At 68.6% G+C, this 8,704-nt stretch carries 9 protein-coding genes; 5 read left to right on the forward strand and 4 right to left on the reverse strand.

Annotation, left to right across the window (positions count from 1 at the left end; genetic code table 11):
- Window positions 1-106: 106 nt before the first annotated feature.
- The 4 genes from AB0M65_RS38970 to AB0M65_RS38985 form a co-directional block, all read right to left on the reverse strand.
- Window positions 107-1,231 (reverse strand): serine hydrolase domain-containing protein, encoded by a 1,125-nt coding sequence (locus AB0M65_RS38970; protein WP_364040007.1) that lies wholly within the window; start codon window positions 1,229-1,231, stop codon window positions 107-109.
- 77 nt (window positions 1,232-1,308) lie between these two features.
- Window positions 1,309-2,694, reverse strand: a complete 1,386-nt coding sequence (phoA, locus tag AB0M65_RS38975; protein WP_364040010.1) for an alkaline phosphatase — start codon at window positions 2,692-2,694, stop codon at window positions 1,309-1,311.
- A gap of 107 nt (window positions 2,695-2,801) precedes the next feature.
- Window positions 2,802-3,461 carry a response regulator transcription factor gene (locus AB0M65_RS38980; RefSeq protein ID WP_364040013.1) on the reverse strand — a complete coding sequence of 220 codons (660 nt, stop codon included), beginning with the start codon at window positions 3,459-3,461 and terminating at the stop codon, window positions 2,802-2,804.
- On the reverse strand, window positions 3,458-4,693 hold the full coding sequence (locus AB0M65_RS38985) for a histidine kinase (RefSeq protein WP_364040016.1): 1,236 nt from the start codon (window positions 4,691-4,693) through the stop codon (window positions 3,458-3,460). Before AB0M65_RS38985 ends, AB0M65_RS38980 begins: the two co-directional genes overlap by 4 nt.
- 146 nt (window positions 4,694-4,839) lie before the next feature.
- Here AB0M65_RS38985 and rpe point away from each other — a divergent pair, with 146 nt between their 5' ends.
- The 5 genes from rpe to AB0M65_RS39010 all read left to right on the forward strand — a co-directional run bounded on the left by rpe (window position 4,840) and on the right by AB0M65_RS39010 (window position 8,535).
- The gene (gene rpe / locus AB0M65_RS38990; protein ID WP_364040028.1) at window positions 4,840-5,508 is read left to right on the forward strand and encodes a ribulose-phosphate 3-epimerase; all 669 of its coding nucleotides are present in this window, start codon (window positions 4,840-4,842) and stop codon (window positions 5,506-5,508) included.
- A gap of 111 nt (window positions 5,509-5,619) precedes the next feature.
- Window positions 5,620-6,243 (forward strand): riboflavin synthase, encoded by a 624-nt coding sequence (locus AB0M65_RS38995; protein WP_364040019.1) that lies wholly within the window; start codon window positions 5,620-5,622, stop codon window positions 6,241-6,243.
- A gap of 53 nt (window positions 6,244-6,296) precedes the next feature.
- A complete protein-coding gene (locus tag AB0M65_RS39000; RefSeq protein ID WP_364040031.1) occupies window positions 6,297-7,571 on the forward strand; it encodes a bifunctional 3,4-dihydroxy-2-butanone-4-phosphate synthase/GTP cyclohydrolase II in 1,275 nt (424 codons plus the stop codon).
- Entirely contained in the window at window positions 7,568-8,074 is a 507-nt protein-coding gene (gene ribH / locus AB0M65_RS39005) for a 6,7-dimethyl-8-ribityllumazine synthase (RefSeq protein ID WP_364040022.1), read from the forward strand. The genes AB0M65_RS39000 and ribH overlap by 4 nt, the downstream gene beginning before the upstream one ends.
- The gene (locus AB0M65_RS39010) at window positions 8,071-8,535 is read left to right on the forward strand and encodes a PH domain-containing protein (RefSeq protein ID WP_364040025.1); all 465 of its coding nucleotides are present in this window, start codon (window positions 8,071-8,073) and stop codon (window positions 8,533-8,535) included. The genes ribH and AB0M65_RS39010 overlap by 4 nt, the downstream gene beginning before the upstream one ends.
- The last annotated feature ends 169 nt before the right edge of the window (window positions 8,536-8,704 follow it).

Raw genomic sequence — 8,704 nt, forward strand, 5'->3', positions numbered from 1 at the left:
CTTGCGCTAGGCGCAAGGAAGGGGGCCTTCCTGTACTTCACGCGAGCAACGCCGCAGGTGACGCGTAAGTGCTTAAGAGCGGGGCCGTTCTAACGACCCAAATCACTCACGACCCGCAGAACGCCGTGTCGACCGCGGCCACGAGGTCTTTCGACGCCTCGTCCGGCAGCGGATCCTGGTTCACCACGACGTTCACCCGCTTCCCGTGCGGAATCGCCCCCGAGATATTCGCGAAGCCCTGGAGGTTTCCGCCGTGGCCCCAGAAGGACCCGCCGCAGGACAGCGGGACCGACGCGATCCCGAGCCCGTACTCCGCACCGGGAATGCCCAGGTCCGCGGGAACGGTCCGCTGCATCTCCGCCTGTTGTGCCCGAGGCAGTAGACGGCCGTCGGTGACCGCGCCGAAGAAGCGGTTCAGGTCTTCACCGGTCGAAATGATCCCGCCGGAAGCTCCCGCGGCCGACGGATCGAGCTTGGTGAAGTCGACAAGGCCTGTCTCGCGCGGCGAGTAGCCACGGGGGTGCGGTGACGGCAGGCGCTCGTCGCCGCGCGGCGGCAGGTAGGTGTCCCGCAGGCCGAGCGGTTTGGCGATCCTGTTCCGGATCTCGGTGGCGACGGAACGGCCGGTGAGCTTTTCGATAAGCATGCCCGCGACGACGTAGTTCGTGTTGGAGTACGACCACTTCATGCCGGGGGCGAAGTCCGGCGGATGCGAGAGGCCGATCGCCAGTAGTTCTCCGGGTTCGGCGCCCCGGTGCCGCCACGCGTCGATGTCGAGGTCGCGGACGTAGTTGTAGAGCCCGCTGGTGTGCTGGAGCAGCTGACGGACGGTGATCTTGGTGCCGTCGTTGCCGTTCCCCTTGACGACACCGGGCAGGTAGCGCTCGATCGGCGCGTCCAGCCGGACCTTCCCTTCGGCGGCCAGTTGCAGCACCACGACGGCGACGAAGGTCTTGGTGACGCTGGCCGCCCGGAACTTCGAGCCGCGTGGGAACGGGGTCTTGGTCTCGATGTTCCCGACGCCTTCGCGCTCCGACCACGTCCGCCCGGACGCGCTCGTCACGGTCGCCTGCGCGCCCGGGACCCCGTCCTGTACCAGCGTTTTCAGCGCCTTGTCGACCTCGTCGTGCGGCTTGGACACGGCGAGCGCCGGTGCGGCGGTGGTGGTGGCCAGCAACGCGATCAGCGAGCCGACAGCGACAATCTTCTTACCTGGCAGGGTTTTTCGCATGGATCCCAAACTAGGGAAGCCGGAATCGCGCGGCCATGAGGCAGGCCCCCACCCCTCAACGGGGGCCTGCCCCACCATCAGCGCAGGCGCAGCGCGCGCTTCAGGGTCCCGAACAAATCGGTCTGGTTGGTCAGGCCGACGACGTTCGCCGCCTGCGGGCCGTAGCCGGCGACGCGGATCTGCGTGCCGGTGTGGTCCTGCGACGAACCGGGCATCCCGGTGCCGTAGTTGATCGTCATATTCGCGCCCTCGTTGGTGACCAGCGTCGCGGTCTGGCCGGGGCTGACCGTGCCGTTGCCGATGATCTGGCTGGTGTGGCCGTGGTCGCCGGTGACGATCACCAGGGTGTCCGGGTTGCCGCGGGCGTACGCGAGGCCCGCGGCGACGGCCTGGTCGAAATCGATCGTCTCACCGATCTGGCCGCACGGGTCGGCGGCGTGGTCCTGCTTGTCGATGCTCGCGCCCTCGACCTGGAGGAAGAAACCCTTGTCCTTGCGGCGGTCGTCGAGCAGCGAGATCGCCTTGCGGGTCTGGTCGGCCAGCTTCGGCTGAGTCTTCGGCAGCGCGGGGTTCGGCGTGCAGCGGCTCGGCGGGGTGCCGCCCAGCTTCGCGGCCGGACCGGTCCAGTTGACCGGCATGTTGCCGGCGGCGAACAGGCCGAGCAGCGGCTTGCCGGGTTTGGCCGCGGCGAGATCCGACGCGGTGTTCACCACCTGATAGCCCGCCGACTTCGCCTGGTCCAGCACGGTCTTGCCGGTGAACTTCCCGGCCTTGACCTTCTGGTCGAAGTATTTCGCGCCGCCGCCGAGCAGGACGTCCGGCTTGGTCTGGACCAGCTGCTCGGCAATGGAACCGGCGCCGCCGTTCTCCTTGGCGTTGACCGCGCACTTCGCACTGGTCTCGTCCGGACCCTTGCAGTCGCGGTTGACGACGTGCGAACCGAGTACGGCGGGGGTGGCGTCCTGGACCTCGGCCGTGGTGACGTCGCCGGTGCGCAGACCCGAACGCTTGGCGATCTCGAGGATCGACGGGACGGCGTTGCCGTACGGGTCGACGGAGATCGCGCCGTTGTAGGTCTTCACGCCGGTGGCCCAGCCGGTGCCGGAGGCGGCCGAGTCGGTCACGTAGTCGGGCTTCGACGGATTGTTTTTCTCGACCGCGTACGTCGTGTAGTCACCGGTGAGCGGCAGTTCGTCCATCGCGAGCCGTCCGGCCGCGCCACGCTCGTAGTTGCGCGCCGAGGTGATCTCGGACTGGCCCATACCGTCGCCGATGAACAGGATGACGTTGCGAGCGCTGCCGCCCTTGATCGCGGCACGCACGTCCTGGGTGCGGTCACCCTGCGCGGCGGCGAGGCGGGCGTCGTCACCGGCGGCGAGCGCCGCGGGGGCCACTGCGAGCAGCGTGACGCCGAGCGCCCCGCCCGCCAGCCACCGGCGCCGTCCTGTGAACAGCGAAGCCATCGAAAATCTCCTTGGGATTACTGAGGATCAGGGCAGTCCCATTAGTCACCGCGCATGTGTGCGGGTGGGGATTTCCGGATGAACGGACGAAGAACAGCGGCCGTCCGCTAGCGCAGGCTGTGCCCCGGTGCGACGATGCCGGTCTCGTAAGCGAACACCACCGCCTGGCTGCGGTTGGCCGCACCCAGTTTCCCGAAGATGTTGCCCACATGGGTTTTGACGGTTTCAAGACTGATGACCAGATCGGCCGCTATGTCTACATTGGACATCCCGGTGGCGATCAGCCGTAGCACCTCGGTCTCCCGTTTCGTCAGCGAAGACGGCTTCGGTGCGAGGCCGGATTCCGTCGGTCGCGCCGCGACCATCCGCCGGATCGCGTCGGGGAACAGCAGCGTCTCCCCGGCGGCGATGGTCCGGATGGCGTGCGCGAACTCCTCCTTGCGCGCCCGCTTCAGCAGGAACCCGCTCGCGCCGGCGAGCAACGCGTCGTAGACGTAGTCGTCGTTGTCGAAAGTCGTGATCACGAGGACCTTCGGCGGTTCCGGCACCTCGGCCAGCAGCCGCCGGGTCACCTCGATCCCGTCGACGCCTGGCATGCGGACGTCCATCAGGACCACCGCGGGATTCGTCCGCCGCACCAGGTCGACCACCTCGCCGCCGTCGCCTGCCTCACCGACCACGGTCAGGTCGGGCTGGTTGTCCAGCAGTGAACGGAGACCGGCGCGCAGCAGTGGTTCGTCGTCGACGATCAGGACCCGCAATGTCATGAACGCGACCGTAGCGGGATCGTGGTCACCAGCCGCCACAGCGGTTCCCCGTCGACGGCCGGGCCCGCGATGAGCTCGCCACGCAGTGCCTCGACGCGTTCGGTCAGCCCCGGCAGCCCGTTGCCACCACGATCCGACGTGACGGCCATCTCCATGAGCGGGTTCACGATCTCGATCCGCAACGCGTCCGCCAGCACCGCGACCCGCACGGTCACCGGGCCGGGATGGGCGTGCCGCAGGGCGTTCGTCAGTCCTTCTTGGACGATCCGGTACGCCTCCCGCGAAAGGGTCGCGGGCAGTTCGGCGGCGGGCCCGCTCAGCTCGTAGTCGATCTGCGCGCCGCCCGCCCGTGCCCGCTCGGCCAGCGTTCCGGCTTCGATGAGCCGTCGTTCGGGTTCGCGGGAGGACTTGTCCTCACGCAGCAGGCCGAGCACGTGGTCGAGGTCTTCGAGCGCGGCCCTCGACGACTCCTCGATGGTGCCCAGGGCGCGGCGCACCAAATGCGGTTCGGAATCGACCAGTTCGGCGGCCGCGGCGGCCTGGATCGTCGACGTCGTCAGCGTATGCCCGATGGAGTCGTGCAGCTCACGGGCCAGCCGGTTGCGCTGCTCGAAGTGGTTTGCCCGGACCTCGGCCGCGGCGACGCGTTCAGCGGCCGAGGGGCCCAGCAGCGCGACCGCGCTTTGTTGGAAGAGCTTGGTGAACCCGGCGAGGACGTACGCGATGACGACCAGCGTGACCAGCCCGATCGGCAGCGTCCACAGCCCCGCGGAGCCGGCTTCGACCGTCACTCGCTCACCGAAGAACTCGATGGGGCTGCCACCGCCTCCCATCCACACCAGGGGCAGGGCGAAGCCGAAACTCAGGAAGACGCCGAGGCCGAACAGGACCCAGCCGAGTCCGGTGTGCACGACCAGCCATGCCGCCGAGCGCCCGCGGTCCGCCAAGGCGACCTTCATCTTCGGCGGGGGCTGCGCGATCCGGGTGCCCAGCATCTGGTTCGCGAACCAGATGCCGACCCGTCGCAGCGGCCCCAGCAACCCGGTGAGTGCGACCAGCACACCCATCGCGAGCATGCCGTAGACCATCTTCACCCGCGAGTCGCCGGGGATGAGGATGGCGGGGATGAGCGCGATCGGGAACGGGATCGCCGTCAGCGCCATTCCGAGGAGCCCGAACGGCACGCTGCGATAGCTGCCGATCCGGACCAGAGGCTTCAGTGGGTTGACCATGCCGGGAACGTTATGCGGCCCGTGGGTGCGCGCACCTCCCACCGTAGGGCCATTTCGGCGTCATACTCCAGAGCGGGACGCCGTCACAGCCGGTTAGCGCGCGTTAGCGGTGCCCTCCTACACTCGGGCGCGTGGCTCACCGACCTTTGATCGCACCCAGCATCCTCTCCGCGGACTTCGCCCGGCTCGGCGACGAGATCCGCGCCGTCGCGGGGGAGGGGGACACACGTGCGGACTGGGTCCACGTGGACGTCATGGACGCGCACTTCGTCCCGAACCTGACCCTCGGGCTGCCCGTGGTCCAGTCGCTGATCAAGGCAACCGACGTCCCGATCGACTGCCACCTGATGATCGAGAACCCCGACAAGTGGGCCATCGGGTACGCCGAGGCGGGCGCCTACAACGTCACCGTGCACGTCGAGGCCGCGCACGATCCGATCGCGCTGGCGAAGAACCTCCGCGCCGCCGGGGCGAAGGCTGGTCTGTCGATCAAGCCGAACACCCCGATCGAGGATCACCTCGACACCCTCAAGCATTACGACACCCTGCTGGTGATGTCGGTCGAGCCCGGCTTCGGCGGCCAGTCGTTCATCGCCGACGTCCTGGAGAAGGTCCGCACCGCGCGGCGCCTGGTCGACACCGGTCACCTCAAACTCGTCGTCGAGATCGACGGCGGCATCAACGCCGACACCATCGAGCAGGCCGCCGAGGCCGGAGTGGACTGCTTCGTCGCCGGTTCCGCCGTCTACGGAGCCGAAGACCCTGGTAAGGCGGTCGCGGCACTGCGCGAGCAGGCGGCCCGCGCCCGCGGCTGATCCCAGCTCCTGATCCGCCGTCGGGTCAGGAGAAGGAATCGGCCCGCGTGGGTGTTGGATGAAGGGAGCACCGTTTCCAGCGGCGGTGCGACCAGGAGGAGGGCAGCAGGAGTGTTCACCGGCATTGTCGAGGAACTCGGCGAGGTCACCGCGGTCGAGCAGGTCCCGAACGCCGCGCGGCTGACCGTACGGGGGCCGCTGGTGACCAGCGACGCCGATCACGGCGACTCCATCGCGGTGAGTGGCGTGTGCCTCACCGTGGTCGCGGTGGTGGGCGGCGAGTTTACCGTCGACGTCGTGCACGAAACCCTGCAACGCTCCAGCCTCGCGAAGGTGAACGTCGGCGACGTCGTGAACCTCGAACGCGCGACGCCGGCTGGCGGCAGGCTCGGCGGGCACATCATGCAGGGCCACGTGGACGGCACCGGTGTCTTCCTCAAACGGGACGAGCAAGGGCTCACCACGTTCGCCCTGCCGGGGAGACTGGCGCGGTACGTGGTCGAGAAGGGGTCGATCGCGGTCGACGGCATCTCCCTCACGGTGGCTTCGGTGACCGACGAGGAGTTCGCCGTCGCCCTGATCCCGACCACGCTCGAACTCACCACCCTCGGCCGCAATCAGCCGGGTGACCTGGTGAATCTCGAGGTCGACGTGGTCGCCAAATACGTCGAGAAGCTGGCCATGCCGCACCTGCGTACGCAGGGGGACAATGGTGGCGCGGAGGAGCGGGCGTGACTGAGACGAGTGCGATTCCGGGGTCGGCGGAACTGACCCCCTGTGGAGGCGGGGTGGCTGTGAACGCCGAAGCCATCGAGGCGGCGATCGCCGATATCAAGGCGGGCCGTCCGGTCGTCGTGGTCGACGACGAAGACCGGGAGAACGAGGGCGACCTGATCTTCGCGGCGGAGAAGGCCACGCCCGAACTGATGGCCTTCATGGTGCGCTACACCTCGGGTTACGTCTGCGTGGCGCTGACCGAGGCGGAGGCGGACAGGCTCAACCTGCCGCCGATGTACCACACGAACCAGGACCAGCGTGGGACCGCGTACAGCGTCACCGTCGACGCCGCCGAGGGCATCACCACCGGCATCTCCGCGGCCGACCGGGCGCATACCGTCAGCCTGCTCGCCGACCCGGCGTCCAAGGCGTCGGACTTCCGGCGCCCCGGCCACGTGGTCCCGCTGCGGGCCAAGCAGGGCGGCGTCCTGCGACGTCCGGGGCACACCGAAGCCTCCGTCGACCTGGCGCGTCTCGCCGGTCTTTCGCCGTCCGGCGTGCTCTGTGAGATCGTTTCGCAGAAGGACGAGGGCGACATGGCCCGCCGTGACGAACTCGAGGTCTTCGCCGCGGACCACGACCTCAAGATGATCACCATCGCCGACCTGATCGCCTACCGGCGCCGCACCGAGAAGCAGGTCGAGCGGGTCGCCGAGGCGCGGATCCCGCTGTCCGCGGGCACGTTCCGCGCTGTCGGCTACGACAGCCTTCTCGACGGCATCGAGCACATCGCCTTCGTCTTCGGCGACGTCGGTGACGGCGAGGACATCCTGGTCCGCGTGCACTCCGAATGCCTCACCGGCGATGTCTTCGGCTCGCTGCGCTGCGACTGCGGGCCGCAGCTGGAGGCGGCGCTGGAGGCGGTGGCCAAGGAAGGGCGCGGTGTCGTGCTCTACATCCGCGGGCACGAGGGCCGCGGTATCGGGTTGCTGCACAAACTGCAGGCCTACCAGCTGCAGGACGCCGGCGCGGACACCGTCGACGCGAACCTTCAGCTCGGCGTCCCCGCCGACGCGCGGGACTACGGCACCGGCGCGCAGATCCTGTGCGATCTCGGCGTCCACTCGATGCGCTTGCTGACGAACAACCCGGCCAAACGCGTCGGGCTGGAGGGCTACGGCCTGCGGGTCAGCGGCCGGGTGTCGCTGCCGATCTCGCCGAACCCGGAAAACCTGCGCTACCTCAAGACCAAACGGGACCGGATGGGACACGACCTGTCCCAGCTGGAGCATTTCGACCAGGTCGGCGCCGAAGTCGACCAGGGCAACGGAGGTGGCACGCGGTGAGCGGCGAGGGCCGTCCGGACGTCGAACTCGACCTGTCCGACTGTAAGAACATCCGGCTCGGGATCGTGGCCACCCGCTGGCATACGAAGATCACGAGTGCCCTGCTGGAACGCGCCCTCGAGGCGGCAAAGGTGGCCGACCTGGAGGAGGCACCGACGGTCGTCCGCGTCGCGGGTGCCGTCGAACTGCCCGTCGCCGCGCAGGCACTGGCCCGCACGCACGACGCCGTCGTCGCGCTGGGTGTCGTCGTCCGGGGCGGGACGCCGCATTTCGAATACGTCTGCGACGCGGTCACCGCGGGCCTGACCAGGGTGGCGCTCGACGAGAGCACCCCGGTCGGCAACGGCGTGCTCACCTGCGACACGGAGCAGCAGGCCCTCGACCGCTCCGGCCTGCCGGGCTCCATCGAGGACAAGGGCTACGAAGCGACCGTGGCCGCACTGGACGCCGCGCACGCGCTGCGGAACCTGCGCCAGCCGTGGACCGAGCGGGGCTTCGTATGAGCGTCGAGGCGGATGTGATGACGAAGTCCGAGGTCGTGGTGGTGCGGCCCCGCCGTGCCCTGATGATGTGCTCGGTGCTGGCGGTGTTCCTGCTGGCGACTTTCGTGGTCGTCGCGGTACTGCTGCGCGGCTCGGACACCGGCGTGATCTTCCAGCCGTCCGACCAGGCGGCGATGATCGGCATCGGCGTCCTGCTCGCGGCGGGCACGATGCTGTTCGCGATGGCACGCGTGAAGGCCGACGCCGACGGCATCGAAGTCCGGAACGTGCTGATCACCAAGCGATTCGCATGGAGCGAGGTGCTTTCGGTGAGTTTCCCCGACGGCGCTTCGTGGGCGCGGCTGGAACTGCCGGACGACGAGTACTACTCCGTCATGGCCGTGCAGGCGGTGGACCGGGAGCGGGCGGTCGCCGCGGTGCGGGCGCTGCGGCAGCTGCACAAGGCGGCCTGGAACGGCTGACTCGCGTGCCATGAACGGCCCGTTACTCGCAAGTAACGGGCCGTTCATGGCATCCGGGGGCGGGCGACACCGCGCTTGCCGCCTTGGGGCCCTGCCGCCTTGGGGCTCACTCAGGTGTCATGAAAGGGTCTTTCAGGACGTTTTTCGTCCTGAAAGACCCTTTCATGAC

The sequence above is a fragment of the Amycolatopsis sp. NPDC051071 genome, assembly GCF_040682875.1.
Taxonomy (GTDB): domain Bacteria; phylum Actinomycetota; class Actinomycetes; order Mycobacteriales; family Pseudonocardiaceae; genus Amycolatopsis.